General features: G+C 37.3%; 16 protein-coding genes. 13 read left to right on the plus strand and 3 right to left on the minus strand.

Annotated elements, in window-relative coordinates:
* Window positions 1-7: 7 nt before the first annotated feature.
* The 10 genes from mrdA (at window position 8) to ACPLOV_RS03615 (ending at window position 10712) form a co-directional block, all read left to right on the plus strand.
* A complete protein-coding gene (gene mrdA, locus ACPLOV_RS03570; protein ID WP_424908415.1) occupies window positions 8-2137 on the plus strand; it encodes a penicillin-binding protein 2 in 2130 nt (709 codons plus the stop codon).
* Window positions 2134-2901: a septum site-determining protein MinC gene (gene minC, locus ACPLOV_RS03575; RefSeq protein WP_424908416.1), complete on the plus strand. Its 768-nt coding sequence runs from the start codon at window positions 2134-2136 to the stop codon at window positions 2899-2901. The genes mrdA and minC overlap by 4 nt, the downstream gene beginning before the upstream one ends.
* Complete coding sequence (gene minD / locus ACPLOV_RS03580) at window positions 2889-3695, plus strand: septum site-determining protein MinD (protein WP_424908418.1); 807 nt, start codon at window positions 2889-2891, stop codon at window positions 3693-3695. Before minC ends, minD begins: the two co-directional genes overlap by 13 nt.
* Window positions 3696-3709: 14 nt before the next feature.
* The gene (gene minE / locus ACPLOV_RS03585) at window positions 3710-3997 is read left to right on the plus strand and encodes a cell division topological specificity factor MinE (RefSeq protein ID WP_068748941.1); all 288 of its coding nucleotides are present in this window, start codon (window positions 3710-3712) and stop codon (window positions 3995-3997) included.
* A 99-nt stretch (window positions 3998-4096) separates the two neighbouring features.
* A complete protein-coding gene (gene rodA / locus ACPLOV_RS03590; RefSeq protein WP_424908419.1) occupies window positions 4097-5194 on the plus strand; it encodes a rod shape-determining protein RodA in 1098 nt (365 codons plus the stop codon).
* Between the two features lie 91 nt (window positions 5195-5285).
* Window positions 5286-5951 (plus strand): M23 family metallopeptidase, encoded by a 666-nt coding sequence (locus ACPLOV_RS03595; RefSeq protein WP_424908420.1) that lies wholly within the window; start codon window positions 5286-5288, stop codon window positions 5949-5951.
* Between the two features lie 23 nt (window positions 5952-5974).
* Complete coding sequence (locus ACPLOV_RS03600) at window positions 5975-6859, plus strand: site-2 protease family protein (protein WP_424908421.1); 885 nt, start codon at window positions 5975-5977, stop codon at window positions 6857-6859.
* Between the two features lie 40 nt (window positions 6860-6899).
* Window positions 6900-8747, plus strand: coding sequence for a TIGR03960 family B12-binding radical SAM protein (locus ACPLOV_RS03605; protein WP_424910653.1), 1848 nt, complete (start codon window positions 6900-6902; stop codon window positions 8745-8747).
* Complete coding sequence (locus ACPLOV_RS03610) at window positions 8737-9414, plus strand: TIGR03936 family radical SAM-associated protein (RefSeq protein ID WP_424910654.1); 678 nt, start codon at window positions 8737-8739, stop codon at window positions 9412-9414. The genes ACPLOV_RS03605 and ACPLOV_RS03610 overlap by 11 nt, the downstream gene beginning before the upstream one ends.
* A 20-nt stretch (window positions 9415-9434) precedes the next feature.
* Window positions 9435-10712 (plus strand): Rne/Rng family ribonuclease, encoded by a 1278-nt coding sequence (locus ACPLOV_RS03615; RefSeq protein WP_424910655.1) that lies wholly within the window; start codon window positions 9435-9437, stop codon window positions 10710-10712.
* Window positions 10713-10843: 131 nt separating this feature from the next.
* Here ACPLOV_RS03615 and ACPLOV_RS03620 read toward each other — a convergent pair whose 3' ends face one another.
* The 3 genes from ACPLOV_RS03620 to ACPLOV_RS03630 all read right to left on the minus strand — a co-directional run bounded on the left by ACPLOV_RS03620 (window position 10844) and on the right by ACPLOV_RS03630 (window position 11660).
* Window positions 10844-11215: a hypothetical protein gene (locus tag ACPLOV_RS03620; RefSeq protein ID WP_424908425.1), complete on the minus strand. Its 372-nt coding sequence runs from the start codon at window positions 11213-11215 to the stop codon at window positions 10844-10846.
* Window positions 11216-11313: 98 nt separating this feature from the next.
* Window positions 11314-11523 (minus strand): hypothetical protein, encoded by a 210-nt coding sequence (locus ACPLOV_RS03625; protein WP_424908426.1) that lies wholly within the window; start codon window positions 11521-11523, stop codon window positions 11314-11316.
* A complete protein-coding gene (locus ACPLOV_RS03630; protein WP_424908427.1) occupies window positions 11520-11660 on the minus strand; it encodes a hypothetical protein in 141 nt (46 codons plus the stop codon). The genes ACPLOV_RS03625 and ACPLOV_RS03630 overlap by 4 nt, the downstream gene beginning before the upstream one ends.
* 137 nt (window positions 11661-11797) lie before the next feature.
* Between ACPLOV_RS03630 and ACPLOV_RS03635 the strand changes: the two genes are divergently transcribed.
* From ACPLOV_RS03635 to ACPLOV_RS03645, 3 genes are all read left to right on the plus strand, one after another.
* A complete protein-coding gene (locus ACPLOV_RS03635) occupies window positions 11798-12298 on the plus strand; it encodes a cell wall hydrolase (RefSeq protein WP_424908428.1) in 501 nt (166 codons plus the stop codon).
* A 13-nt stretch (window positions 12299-12311) separates the two neighbouring features.
* A complete protein-coding gene (ypeB, locus tag ACPLOV_RS03640; protein ID WP_424908429.1) occupies window positions 12312-13661 on the plus strand; it encodes a germination protein YpeB in 1350 nt (449 codons plus the stop codon).
* 66 nt (window positions 13662-13727) lie between these two features.
* Window positions 13728-13967, plus strand: coding sequence for a hypothetical protein (locus ACPLOV_RS03645; RefSeq protein ID WP_424908430.1), 240 nt, complete (start codon window positions 13728-13730; stop codon window positions 13965-13967).
* Window positions 13968-13996 lie beyond the last annotated feature (29 nt).

The following is a 13996-nucleotide window of genomic DNA, read 5'->3' on the forward strand; positions in this document are numbered from 1 at the left end:
AATAAAAGTGGTAAGTACAAAAAATAAGAACTTGAGAAGGATAGAAAAACGGCTTTATATAATGACCTGGCTGTTGCTTTTTATTTTTTTATTTTTAAGCAGCGGTCTTTTCGTCCTACAGGTAGTTAAAGGCTCGGATTATGAAAAAATGGCTGAAGAAAACCGAATAAGAATAATACCTGTTACCGCCCCAAGAGGGATCTTCAAAGACAGGAACGGGCGAATCCTGGTAAATAATAAACCCAGTTTTACGGTTTCTTATACCAACGTAAAATCCACTGAAAAAGAACAGGATGAGGTATTTAAAGAATTAAGCGAAATTCTAAATATGCCTTTGATCACCCATGTGGTGAATGAAAAGTATACGGTTAATGAAAAAAACGAAGTGGTATTAGATAAACTTCCTATAATGGATACAAATTCCGATGGTAAAATTGATGAAAAAGACATCAAAATTGTTGATGAAGAGTCAGGTAATAATATTGTACCGATAAAAATAGAACTGGCTAAAGGAAAATTGTATTTTGACAGTAATGTAAAACCGGGTAGTAACCTTCTCATATCCTATAGTTTTAATACTTTTAAAAACAAAATACGCGATTTGGGTTATAAAAAATACATGCCCGTTCGACTTAAGACCAATGTAGATTTTGAAACCGTCGCAAAAATTGAAGAAAAGAGACTGCCCGGAGTGGTAATTGAGGTAGAGCCCATAAGAAACTATATTTACGGCAGTGAAGCTGCCCACATATTTGGGTATGTGGGAGAAATAAGCAAGAATGAATTGGAGGCACTTAAAGACAAGGGCTACAGGGCAGGAGACTTAGTAGGTAAAATGGGGCTTGAGAAGGTATTAGAGCCGTATTTGAAGGGCACTAATGGAGGGAAACAGGTAGAAGTCAATGCATTCGGAAAGCCTATTAAAGTCTTAGGAGAAATTCCCCCGGTTGCCGGTGATACAGTGGTTTTGACTATTGATTCTGAGTTACAAAGGGTTGCGGAAAAGGCGCTTCAGGACCAGCTATTAAAACTGCAAACCGATAAAATTAAACCCTTCCCAAATGCAAAGAGAGGCGCGGTAGTTGTTTTGAACGTTAAGACGGGCGAAGTTTTAGCAATGGCAAGCGTGCCGAGCTTTGACCCAAACATGTTTGCCAGAGGGCTCACTGCAAAAGAATGGGAAGATCTTTCCAACAACCCGCTTAAACCGCTGGTGAACATTGCAATTTCGGAAACCTATCCGCCCGGTTCGGTCTTCAAAATGATTACAGCTATCGCCGCTTTGGAAAACAATATTACAAATGAGAAGGAAACCATATACGATAGAGGGGTGTACTGGACCATTCTGCCAAAAAAAGACTGGAAGCCCGGCGGACACGGTGTGGTGAATATGATAAAAGCCATTGCAGAGTCCTGCAATATATACTTTTTCGAAATGGGCAGAAGATTGGGGATTGATCTAATAGAAAAATATGCAAAAATGTTCGGCTTAGGACAGATTACGGGGATTGAACTTCCGGGAGAAAAGGCAGGCGTAGTAGCCAGCCGGGAGTATAAAGAAAAAACTTTTAAAAAGGCTGAGGACAAGATCTGGTACCCGGCGGAAACCTTAGATGCAGCTATTGGTCAGGGTTATCATCAGTATACTCCGCTGCAAATAGCCACTTATGTATCGGCAATTGCCAATGAAGGTTACTGGATGAGGCCTCATATTATAAAATCTATTGTGGATGCTGATGGCAGAACCGTTTTTGAAAGTAAAGCGGAAATTGCAGGAAAAGTAAATGTTTCGAAGAAAACCTTTGAAATAGTAAAGCAAGGGATGAGGGGAGTTGTATCCCCGGGAGGAACTGCCTACGGAGTATTTTCCAATTTCCCAATACCGATAGCGGCAAAAACAGGTACCGCACAGTGGGACCTTAAAAAAGCTCCTCACGGATGGTTCGTAGCCTTTGCCCCTTTTGACGATCCTGAAATCGCTGTGGTGGTTTTTATAGAACAGGCGGGGTCTGGAGGAAGCACCGGCGGCCCGGTAGCCAGGGCAATACTGGAAGAATACTTTCATCTTAATAGTAATGCTAATGCCGGGGATAACGGCGATTCTAATGTTAATCAAAGAGGTCCACTTCAACCATGAAAAAACCAGAATCTTTACAGATTCTGGTTTTTTTTACTGCAAAAGAAGGAATTAAAAGTTTTTTGAAGAATATTGATAAAAAGATGTTCCTTAAATTCGGAGGGAAGAAAATGAATCGAGAGCCGGTAGCAATAAAGGGAACAAGAGATGGCCTTGCAATAATTTTATACAAGAATACAGAGTTTGAAAAAGCAAAAAATGCCATTTATGAAAAATTAAAAAAAAGTGGGGAGTTTTTCAAAGGTGCTAAAGCGAGAGTTTTTATAAAAGAAGGAATATTGGAAAAAAAGGAATTGGAAGATTTGGAAAAATTGCTGAACGATTTTGGTATAAGCCTGAAAAAAGAAGCATTCTTGAAAGCAATGCCTTTGCCCACCCATTTTTCCACCACTACTTTGTACCTCAAAAAAACCATCCGTTCCGGGCAAAGGATAAGTTATGGAGGCAACATTGTCATACTGGGAGATGTAAATCCCGGCAGTGAGGTTCTGGCGGGGGGAGATATAATTGTTCTGGGTGCTTTAAGGGGACTTGCCCATGCAGGTTATAAAGGTAACCGCGCTGCCATTGTCGCTGCTCACAAATTGCTACCTACTCAGCTGAGGATTGCCGATGTGATTGCGAGGCCCCCGGATGAAAAACACGAAACTTCAAAGGTTCCAGAAATAGCACGCCTTAAGGAGGATACTATTATTATTGAACCTTATTACAATATTTTAGAAAATAATAAATCAAAACAGGAGGGGAATAAATGGGTCAGGTAATAGTTATTACATCGGGTAAAGGTGGAGTTGGAAAAACTACAGCTACTGCAAATATTGGTACCGGACTTGCCCATCTTATGAGAAAAAGGGTAGTTATGATAGATACGGATATAGGTTTGAGGAACCTGGATGTGGTAATGGGATTGGAAAACAGGATCGTTTACGATATAGTTGATGTGGTAAATGGAGAATGTCGATTAAAACAGGCCTTAATAAGGGATAAACGTTTTGATAATCTGTATTTACTGCCCGCTGCTCAGACAAAGGACAAGACCGCCGTCAGCCCTGAACAGATGAAAAAATTATGCGAACAGCTGAAGGAGGACTTTGATTATATTCTTATTGACTCACCTGCCGGTATTGAACAGGGTTTTAAAAATGCGATTGCGGGAGCGGAAAAGGCTTTTGTTATTACAACACCCGAAGTTTCGGCTGTAAGGGATGCGGACAGGGTAATTGGCTTATTGGAAGCAGCGGGATTTGAAGAACCCAAGCTGATAATCAACAGGATAAGACCTGAAATGGTGAAAAAAGGGGATATGATGGATATTAATGATATTTTGGATATTTTAGCTATAGGGCTTTTGGGGGTAATCCCTGAAGACGAAAAAATAGTGATATCCACCAACCGGGGAGAACCGGCGGTGGTGGATGAAATGTCAAAAGCTGGCCAGGCTTACCGAAATATTACCAGGAGAATAGAAGGAGAAGATGTACCTCTCATGTCTTTAGATGTCGAACCTTCATTGTTCGAGAAAATTAAAATGTTTTTCGGATTTAAATCAAAAAGATAAAAAGGGGGGAGATTATGGATTTTTTCAAATTTTTCTCAAGAGAAGATGTGGCCAGTAAAGAGATTGCCAAAGAAAGATTAAAGCTCATCCTTGTGCATGACAGGGCCAATGTCTCACCCAAGTTTTTAGAAATGATTAAGAGCCAGCTTATAAACCTGATTTCGGATTATATTGAAGTGGAAGAAGAAGGGATGGAGGTGAAACTTACGAGAATAAAAAAGGATGAGGAAGAAGATACAACGGTTCCTGCTTTAGTGGCGAATATACCTATTAAAAGAATAAAAAATATTGCAAGGGTTTAAAATTACATAATATACCTGTAAAAATTCGATTAAGCCCCCTTATTAGTCGGTTTATTTTATGGTATAATGATTATCGAGTTTTTCGGGGGGCTTTTAATTATGGATACGAGACTTTTGAAGAATTTAAATTTTAAAATGATCCTTATTGTATTTTTTATTTTTTTAATTAGCATATTAGCTATTGCCAGCGCTTCGCATGCTAATAAACCCGATGGCACCATGCGCTATGTTGTTATGCAGAGCACCTGGTTTTTGATCGGGCTTTTATGTATGGCAATAGTGTTGATGATAGATTACAATACTATAGCTTCCCTCGCTCCTTATGTATATATTGCTAATGTGCTATTGCTAATAATTGTATACGCTATAGGTAAAACTACAATGGGTGCTCAAAGGTGGATTCCTATTGGTCCTTTTTCATTGCAACCTTCTGAATTTGCAAAATTGGCAGTGATAGTTTCCCTTTCCAAACATTTGGAAAAGACCAAAGGGGTAAAAAATATAAAAGATTTAATACTTGTTTTTCTCCACGTGGGTGTTCCTTTGATATTAATTTTAAAACAACCGGACTTAGGTACTTCACTGGTGCTTCTGGCAATAATGTTCGGGCTTGTTTTTATCTCAGGTATAAATTTAAAGTTGTTCTTCGGAATTATAGGTGCGGGAATATTATCAATGCCCGTTTTATGGGAATTTTTGCACGATTATCAGAAAAAAAGAATTCTGGTTTTTTTAAACCCTAATTTAGACCCCCTTGGAGCGGGTTACCACGTTATTCAATCAAAGATCGCCATTGGTTCCGGCAGAATACTGGGAAAAGGGCTATTCCAGGGAACACAGAATCAATTGGATTTTATTCCCGAACAGCATACGGACTTTATATTTGCCGTAATCGGTGAAGAAATGGGGTTCATAGGCAGTTTGTTGCTCCTGATATTATTTATATTATTGATTTATAATGTACTTCAAATTGCACTAAAATCAAAGGATACCCTGGGAACCTTTATTGCAACCGGAGTAGCTTCAATGTGGACTTTTCAGATGCTTGTAAATATAGGGATGACCCTTGGGTTGATGCCGGTTACCGGAATTCCCCTTCCCTTTGTTAGCTACGGAGGTAGTTCTCTTTTAATGAACATGATGGCATTGGGTTTGGTATTGAATGTTGGAATGAGAAGGCAAAAGATACTTTTTTAAGCAGGTTATTACCTGCTTTTTTTATTTTGTAATAATTATTTTTTTGTTTAAATAGATATAATATATAAATTCTTTGCCGGGAGGTAATAAAATGTGGGAAAAACCGCAAAGGAGGTTTTTGCAATATATTGTAAATACGAGACAGGTTTTAATGGTAATGACTGTTCTAGTGCTTTTACTTTTAATCAATAGATTAAGTCCTCCCTTTAAAGATCCGCTATTTTCAATAGCAAAGTACTATACAAACTACGAATTTAACATTAGTAATATTAATTTAAATAACTTAGCAAAGGCGGTTAAAACCTTTGCCGAAACGAAAAATATTAAGGAATTGCTGAAAAGGGAGGTTGATTCCAGTAAAGTATTATCTACTTTTGCACAACCGGTTCAAAACGGCAAGGTCACATCGGGGTTTGGGTTAAGACTTCATCCGGTGGAAAAAATTTTAAAAGCCCACAATGGAGTGGATATTGAGCAATCAGAGGGTACACCCGTACATGCCGTTTTGGATGGTGAAGTAATTTTTGTTGGAAAGGATGCCGAATTGGGTAATTACATAAAGATAGCTCACGAAGGCAATATGATAACCTTATATGCCCATTTGAAAGACGTGTATGTTAAGACAAAGGATAAAGTCAAGAAAGGGCAAATAATCGGTTCCGTAGGGCAGACGGGTATAGCCGAAAATCCGCATTTACACTTTGAAGTATGGAAAAACAACGAGCCTCAGGATCCCTTAAAATGGCTTAATTATTAGTTTCTTAATTCAAGGGTGGAAAAATGCAGCTTTTAGATGTAGGAGTAATATTTAATATTAAAAGCATAAGAGTTAAAATTTCCATTTCCTTCTTGATTTTTTTTGGAATATCTTTTTTCAGCCCTTATGCAAAGGAATTTTGTGCTCTAATAGTATCCCTTGGGATTCACGAATTAAGTCATATAATAGCTGCTGATGCTTTAATGGTCAAGGTCAGTGAAATAATTTTTCTCCCTATTGGAGGGAAAATAAAATTAGATAAAACAAAAAACATTTCCTATATGGAAGAAATTATTTTAAGTATGGCCGGCCCTTTCGGTAATCTTCTGGTATTTATCTTTTTATTTGCTTTAAAGCAAAAATTACCCATGTGGGAAGAATATATCGATTTATTGGCTTCTAAACAACTATCCATAGCTTTGTTTAATTTATTACCGGCTTTCCCTCTCGACGGTGGAAGAATTTTTTTGATGTGGTTGTTCCAGAACCTAAATATCATTTTATCCATTAATTTTGCAGCATTAATAAGCCTGATAATTTCCTTAGCTTTGATTTTATTTGGAGCAATTCTTTATTTTTCCGGTTTGCTTTCTCCTTTTTATTTTGTTTTTGGCTTTTTTTTACTCCTGACAGCCCTGAAGGAGAAAAAAGATTTGCCCTTTATGGTAATTTACGACTTTTTAAATATAAAAAAAAGGTTTAGCGATAGTGATTTCTGGAAGGTGAAATATATAGCCGTAAAAGAAGAGTTCCTTATTAAGGATATACTTAAACTTGTGGATCCTAAAAGCTATATAATACTTGTGGTTATCGATGGACAGGGTAAAATTAGAAAATTCTTGACCGAGTCGGAAATATTTGACAATATGATAAAAAAAGGTTTAGACTTAAAAATAGGACAAATATAAAATAGTATGTTCAAAGAAAAAGGCAGGAGGAGAACGAAAATTGAACCTGGAAAAAACTTTAGATCGAATTCTGCTTCGGGTTTCGAAACCAACGAGGTATACGGGAAATGAATTGAATTCTGTGAAAAAAGTTGAAGGTGAATTCAAGGTAAGAGTTGCCTTAGCTTTTCCCGATGTATATGAAGTAGGTATGTCTCATTTGGGGTTAAGAATTCTTTATCACTTGTTGAACGAGAGAGAAGATGTTTTTGCAGAAAGAGTGTTTGCACCGTGGGTGGATTTTGAAGAGCAAATGAGAAAAGAAAAAATTCCCCTTTTCAGTTTGGAGAGCAAAACCCCTTTAAAAAAGTTTGACTTTATAGGTTTTTCGCTTCAATACGAGATGAGCTATTCTAACATATTAAATATGCTCGAACTTTCCGGTATTCCCATAAAATCAAGGGACAGGAAAGATAAGGATCCTTTAATAATGGCCGGTGGGCCCTGTGCTTTTAATCCGGAACCCTTATCGGATATTATAGATTTTTTTGTAATTGGAGAGGCAGAAGAAGTTATCCACGAAATTATCGACCTGTATGTTTATAGCAGGAATAAAAATAATTTCAACAGAATGGATTTTCTTTTAAAACTTGCCCAGATTGAGGGTATTTACGTTCCCTCTCTCTACGAACCCGTATACAACGAAAATGGGACATTAAAGGAAATAAAACCCCTCTATAAAAATCTTCCGGCAAAAATTAAAAAAAGGGTTGTTAAAGATTTAGATAAAGCTTATTATCCAACAAAAATAATCGTGCCTTATATGGATATTGTGCACGACAGGGCTGTACTTGAGATTTTCAGAGGTTGCACCAGGGGATGCAGGTTTTGTCAAGCAGGAATGATCTACAGGCCTGTCAGGGAAAAGAATGTAAAAACTTTACATAATCTTGCAAAAAGAATAATTGAAAATACCGGATACGAAGAAGTTTCCTTAGCTTCGTTAAGTACCAGCGACTATTCTTCTTTAAGGGAATTGGTGGAGATTTTAACCGATGAATTCAGAAATTGTGCGGTAGGCCTTTCCCTGCCTTCTCTGAGGATAGATTCTTTTACCATTGATATTGCAAAAAAGATACAGGAGATTAAAAAAACCGGTCTCACCTTTGCACCGGAAGCGGGGACGCAAAGGTTGAGGAATGTCATCAATAAAGGAGTTACAGAGGAAGATTTACTGTGTTCGGTAAGGGGGGCTTTTTTAGCCGGATGGAATAATGTAAAACTCTATTTTATGATTGGACTGCCCACGGAAACTTATGAAGACTTAGCGGGTATTGCTGATCTGGCAAAAGGAGTGATAAGGGAATATCGGGAAATCAAGGGGAACACTAAAGGGGTCCAGGTGACTGTAAGTACCTCCGTTTTTGTGCCCAAGCCCTTTACACCCTTTCAATGGGAATCTCAAATACCGCTGCAGGAAGTGGAAAACCGCCAGAATTTCTTGAAAAAAAATTTGAAAGGCCTCGGAATAAATTACAACTGGCATGATAGTAAACTTAGTTACTTAGAGGCCGTTTTTTCCCGCGGCGACAGAAAACTGGGAGAGGTTTTGATTAAGGCACATAAAAAAGGATGCAAGTTCGATGGATGGAATGAATTATTTTCTTTTGAAAAATGGATGGAGGCCTTTAAAGAGGCAAATATTGATCCCGATTTTTATGCATTGAGAGAAAGGGAAGAAAAAGAATGTTTCCCCTGGGAAATTATAGATCCCGGAATTGACAGGGAGTTTTTGTGGGAAGAACGTAAAAAGTCTTTCAGGGGAGAAGTTACACCTGACTGCAGGTTTAATAGATGTAATAACTGCGGTATATTAAAGCTAAGAAAGGGGATAAATTGTGGTATATAGAATCCGATTGGCAAAGGGGAGCGAAGTAAAATATATTTCTCAATTAGATTTTGCAAGGACTATTGAAAGGGCTTTAAGAAGAGCCAAACTCCGTGTAAAATACTCTAAAGGTTTCAATAAAAAACCGGTTATTACTTATGGCCCCGCCCTGGCTGTAGGTATTACCAGTGAGGCGGAGTACATAGATGTGGACTTTGAAGAGAATATTTCAAAAGATGATTTAAAAGAACGGCTAAACTCTGTACTGCCTGTGGGAATAAAAGTTTTAGAAACTAAGGAAAATAACGGATTAATACCCCTTTATAAATTAAACCGTTCCGTCTTTACTGCGAAAATAATCTTTGACAATGAAATCGATAAAAAGTTATTAGAAAAAACCATAAAAGAAATCAAAGACGGTACGGAGATTTACGTCAAGAAAAGAACGCATAAAGAGGAAAAATTGGTGAATATAGCTCCATTAATACACGATATCTTTTTGAGAGAATTTAATTTTAACGAAGCGATGATTATTATGGAATTAAGCAGCGGCCAGGAAGGCAGTGCGAATCCTATCCATGTAATTCAAAAAATGGCTGAATATTTAAATTTAAACGACCTTGCTTTTTATGTTAATCGCGATAAAACATTTGTTCAAGAAGATGGGAACAGGATTTTCCCTATGTAAGCGGATGGGGAGTTGAAGATATGTCGAAGGAAATTGTGGCTGACATTGGTCAGGAAATGATAAAAGTTGGTGTAATTGAAGACGGAGAGCTTGTAGAACTTTATATCGAAAAGCGTTTGAGTGAAAGTGCGGTAGGAAATATATATAAGGGGAAAGTGGCGAATGTCCTGAAAGGGATGCAAGCAGCTTTTATAAATATTGGACTTGAAAAGAATGCTTTTTTGTATTTTGGTGACATAAAAAGGGATAATTTAGATGATGGAGAAATAATTGAAGGGATGGATGTTGTTTCGATAAGCGATTTACTGAAGCCCGGTCAGGATGTGGTGGTTCAGGTAACTAAAGACCCTATGGGTAACAAGGGGGCCAGGGTTACTACAAATATTAGTATTGCTGGTAGATTTTTAGTTTTAATGCCAATGGTAGATAGCATTGGAATTTCAAGAAAAATTGAGGATGAGATCGAAAGAGAAAGATTAAAAAAACTGGTTAATGAAATAAAAAAACAACCTTACGGTGCAATTATCAGGACCGCTGCTGAAGGTTGTACGAAGGAAGAATTAGAAGAAGACTGGGACAATCTTACAAGATTGTGGGAAGATATAAAAAAAAGATCAAAAGATTTAAAAAGCCCATCTTTAATTTACAAAGAAATGGACTTTTTGTTAAGAATTGCCAGAGACATATTCACTTCCGATGTGGAAAAATTTCATGTTAATGAAAAAGAAGCCTGGGAAAGATTGAAAGAATATTTCAGAAACATATCTCCGAAATTTGAAGAAAAAATAGTTTTTTATGAAAACAGGCTGGAACTTTTCAAATATTTCAATATTGAAAAGGAAATTGAGAAAGCCCTATCGAGAAAGGTCTGGTTAAAATCAGGTGGGTATATTGTTATTGATAAAACGGAGGCTTTAACGGTAATTGATGTAAATACGGGAAAATACATAGGTAGCATTGATCTGGAAAATACGGTACTGACCACCAATCTTGAGGCAGCGAGAGAAATTGCGAGGCAAATAAGGCTAAGGGATATTGGCGGTATTATTATTATCGATTTTATAGACATGGCATCCGAAGAGCACAAAAAAAAGGTACTGGAGTATTTAAATTTGCTTTTTAAAAAAGATAGAAACAAAACGCAGATTCTGGACATTACCGCTCTGGGTCTTGTGGAGGTAACAAGAAAAAAAATCAGGCAGAGCATCGATGAAATTCTCGGAAATACCTGCCCCTATTGTGAAGGAAACGGGAAAATAATTTACTATGGTAACAAAAATTCACCTCGCAGCATATGATGTTATTAGCAAAAAGGCGAGGAGGGAATTTCATGGATAGGAAAGCATTTGTGATATTCTTGATTCTCATTTTGCTCCTCTTGGGAGATAATTTCTAAAGAATAAAGAAGGGCCGATTAGTCGGCCCTTCTTTATTCTTTCTTATTTTCACCGTCATTTTTTGAATTCTTATTTTCGCCCGGGTTATCAAAAGAGAGGGCTTTCACGAGATTGAGTAATAAAGCCGGGTTTATTTTTTTATCCTGCCCCCCCGGGGACTGACCGCCTCCCGAGAGGTTATTTAAAAGTATGCCGGCTAAATCTTTAATATCTAAGGAGCTCCTGGGACTTTTTAACTCAATTTTAAAATCCTGGTTGTTCATAAAACTAATAATACCGAGGAGATTAGTTAAAGCAATTAAGCTTATAATCTCATTTAAACTATACCCCCTTTTACCCTGGATTACATCTAATACAAGGCTTGTGAGATTTATCCCGTAATTTTCGTTTTCATTGTTTTGCAAGGCCTTTCCCCCCAAAAAATTTGGATTGCTCATATAATGTTTATGCTGAACTTAATGCAAATAGAATCAGAAAACAAAATAGGGCAGGATGCCCTATTTCATTCATTTTTGCTTTCCTCTTTTTCATCAATCATGGAAAGCAGACTGGTTAAAGCCTGGATATTTATAGGTACATCGGGTTCTTCGGGTTTGAAAACATTTAATACCACAGTTACCAGTTCCAGCATTTCCTGGGCCTTAGGCTCGAGGAAGGGTTTTAAAGCCTGCAGTAGATTTAATTGCTCATCTTTGATATTCAGTATTCTCAAAGGGATCCCTCCATTTTAACCGTTTTCCTGAAAAAGCCTGCAGTTTCAAAGGATTTTAATAAGAGGATCAATATTAAAAATAGCATGAAGGGATTTGGATTTTTGGATTCATTTTTTTCTTTGCCAGTGTCTTCCATTTATTGATCACCCTTTACGTTTTCTTTAAAACCTTCTAAAAATATAATATGTTTGTTTTATGTTAAAAGGTGAGAATAAATTTACAACTTTGTAAGAAAAATAATTAAAGAACAACGCATTGATAGGGGAGATGCCGGTGAGAACAAAAAAACTCTTACTTCTTTTAATATCCATCTCTTTAGTAGCTGGTATATTTTCTTATTACTTTTTGGTTTATAAAAACGAAAACAGCGTTTTTTCAAAAGAAACGTCGTCAGAAAAAAGTGCTCTGGTAACGGCAAGAAGCAGCGATTACGTACTTTTGGCTCGATTAGTTTCCGGTGAGGCAAGAGGCGAGCCTTATACCGGACAGGTGGGGGTAGCCGCTGTTGTGATAAACCGGGTAAAAAGTCCAAAATTCCCTAATACCATACCCGGGGTTATTTTTCAACCCAGGGCATTCGAATCAGTCTCTAATGGGCAAATATGGGCTACCTATCCGTCAAGGACAAACTTTAATGCAGCAAGGGATGCTCTAAACGGTTTTGATCCTACTTATGGAAGTTTATTTTTCTGGAACCCTTCAAAGAGAGTAAGTCCCTGGATTTGGACAAGACAGATTATTGTTCAAATAGGAAGGCACGTATTTGGAAGGTAAGGAGTGATTTATTGTGAGAAAATATTTGCCGTGGGCGGCAGGAATTTTTTTGGCACTACTTTTTTTAGCCGTATTTTTTATAATGCAGGGCAGGGTAACCGAGGCTCAAAATTTGCTGGAGGCAAGTTACCAAAAGGGTTTTTTTAATTTGCTGGATCAGGTAAATAATTTAAATTTACTTTTATCTAAAAGCATGGTAACTTCATCAAACCAGCAGAGAATCGTAACTTTTTTAAGCATCTGGCACCAGGCGGAAAGTGCAAGAGAAAGCATAGCCTCCCTCCCGCTGGGCAACAGGGATTTGACTTATACTCAAAAATATTTCGCGCAAATGGGGGATTTTGCGTATTCACTGGCCAAAAAATCATTAAACGGGATAAAGATAAAGAAGGAAGAATGGGACAAAGTACAAAAGTTCAGGGATACCGTACAGGAACTGAACAAAAAACTCAGGGAATTACAGGATGATGTAGCAAAAGGCAGGATTAATTGGGAAGGCAAGAGGTTTTCCCTTGGAATCAGCAAGGATTTAACTTCGGGAATGGCGGATAAAATTCTAAAATTGGATCAAAAATTAAAGGAAGAAGCACCATCGATAACCTATGACGGACCTTTTTCGGATCATGTGGAAAATATAGTTCCAAAAGGTTTAACCGGGGGAATGATAAACAGCGATGAGGCGATAAAAATTGCGGGTAATTTCATTGACAATCCTCAAAATATAAAATACCAGATATCTTTGTATGGAACCGCTAAAGGTAACATACCGGCATATTCTTTGAGCTTTGCCCAGCCGGGACAAAATAGCCCTGCAATTTTAATGGATGTAAGCCAGAAGGGCGGGCATGTAATTTGGTTTCTAAATACAAGAGAAATAGGGGCTTCAAAGCTCACCGTTCAGGATGCGGTAAATAAAGGCAGGGCTTTTTTGGAGAAAAGAGGATTTAAAGATTTTGAGGCAACGGGTTCCCTGATGGAAGATGGGACATGTGTAATTACCTTTGTAAAAAAACAGGGGGATGTTATTGTTTACCCTGATTTTATTAAAATTGAAATTGCTTTAGATAACGGCGAAGTGGTGGGATATGATGCCATCGGATATTATACAAATCATATGCAAAGAGTCATTCCCGCACCAAAACTTGGCAAAAATGATGTATTAAAAAGGGTAAGTCCCCGATTAAACGTTACCAGGATAAGAAAGGTAATTATCCCAGACCCCTCTCTAAAAGAAAAGTTCTGCTATGAAGTGGATGCAAAACTGGGTAATGACAGGTACTTTATTTATATCAACGCTTTAGATGGAACCGAAGAACAGATTTTGAAGGTAGTAGAAACCGAAAAAGGAACAATGACCATGTAGAAAAAGTAAATTATTTAATATTAAAAGAATAAAATAGAAAAGAGAACTTTTGAGGGGGGTCCTATAGTGAAGGAAAATGATAAGTATAATCTTTTATATCTGCTCCTGCTTTCTAACATTATGGGAATAAGCGCTTTTTTCACTAAAATTACTGTTGGTAAAGATAATGTTTATAGAGAAAATTTAAAGGAAAAAGAAGAAAGAAGGGAAAGTGAGCAAAAAATAATTAATTTGGAGGAAAAAAAAGAGGAATTATTGGAAAGAAAACAGGAAAAATTAAAACCCCTTGTATGGAGATTTCCTTAAACAAGGATTGCGGAAGAAGCGAGCGGGGT

The sequence above is a fragment of the Thermovenabulum sp. genome (assembly GCF_049723235.1).
GTDB lineage: Bacteria > Bacillota > Thermosediminibacteria > Thermosediminibacterales > Thermosediminibacteraceae > Thermovenabulum.

Coding starts and splice junctions, on each gene's coding strand:
- minC (WP_424908416.1), top strand. CDS start 2,134: ATGAAAAAACCAGAATCTTTACAGATTCTGGTTTTTTTTACTGCAAAA.
- minD (WP_424908418.1), top strand. CDS start 2,889: ATGGGTCAGGTAATAGTTATTACATCGGGTAAAGGTGGAGTTGGAAAA.
- minE (WP_068748941.1), top strand. CDS start 3,710: ATGGATTTTTTCAAATTTTTCTCAAGAGAAGATGTGGCCAGTAAAGAG.
- rodA (WP_424908419.1), top strand. CDS start 4,097: ATGGATACGAGACTTTTGAAGAATTTAAATTTTAAAATGATCCTTATT.
- ACPLOV_RS03595 (WP_424908420.1), top strand. CDS start 5,286: ATGTGGGAAAAACCGCAAAGGAGGTTTTTGCAATATATTGTAAATACG.
- ACPLOV_RS03600 (WP_424908421.1), top strand. CDS start 5,975: ATGCAGCTTTTAGATGTAGGAGTAATATTTAATATTAAAAGCATAAGA.
- ACPLOV_RS03615 (WP_424910655.1), top strand. CDS start 9,435: ATGTCGAAGGAAATTGTGGCTGACATTGGTCAGGAAATGATAAAAGTT.
- ACPLOV_RS03630 (WP_424908427.1), bottom strand. CDS start 11,660: ATGGAAGACACTGGCAAAGAAAAAAATGAATCCAAAAATCCAAATCCC.